Genomic DNA, 706 nt, shown 5'->3' on the forward strand with positions numbered 1-706 from the left:
GTCTACACCCTCACCGTCTCCGCCGCGGAGGAGGTCGCCGCGTTCCTGCGGCAGGCCGGGCACCAGGTCGCCTCCTACTCGGGCCGCACCGAGAACGCCGAGCGCGAGGCGGCGGAGGACGATCTGCAGCACAACCGCGTCAAGGCGCTGATCGCCACCTCCGCGCTCGGCATGGGCTTCGACAAGCCCGACCTGGGCTTCGTGGTCCACCTGGGCGCGCCGCAGTCGCCGATCGCCTACTACCAGCAGGTCGGCCGCGCCGGCCGCGGCGTGGAGCGGGCCGAGGTGCTGCTGCTGCCCGGCCGGGAGGACGAGGCGATCTGGCGCTACTTCGCCTCGCTCGCCTTCCCCGCCGAGGACCGGGTGCGCCAGACGCTGGACGCCCTGGAGGCGGAGGGCGGGCGCCCGCTCTCCACGCCGGCGCTGGAGGCGCGCGTCGATCTGCGCCGCACCCGGCTGGAGACGATGCTCAAGGTCCTGGACGTGGACGGCGCGGTGCGCCGGGTCCGCGGCGGGTGGACGTCCACCGGCGAGCCGTGGGTCTACGACGCCGAGCGCTACGAGCGGGTGGCGCGCGAACGCGCGTCCGAGCAGCAGGCGATGCGCGACTACGCGTCGACGGACGCGTGCCGAATGGAGTTCCTGCGCCGGCGGCTGGACGACGAGGCGGCCGTGCCCTGCGGACGCTGCGACAACTGCACCGGCG

1 protein-coding gene is annotated in these 706 nt (G+C 74.8%); it reads left to right on the forward strand.

Translation table 11 applies throughout. From position 1 onward, the window contains the following. A partial coding sequence (locus BIV57_RS23150) for a helicase-related protein (protein WP_175548838.1) occupies window positions 1-706 on the forward strand: 706 nt, incomplete at both ends.

Source organism: Mangrovactinospora gilvigrisea (genome assembly GCF_001879105.1).
GTDB classification, from domain to species: Bacteria; Actinomycetota; Actinomycetes; order Streptomycetales; family Streptomycetaceae; genus Mangrovactinospora; species Mangrovactinospora gilvigrisea.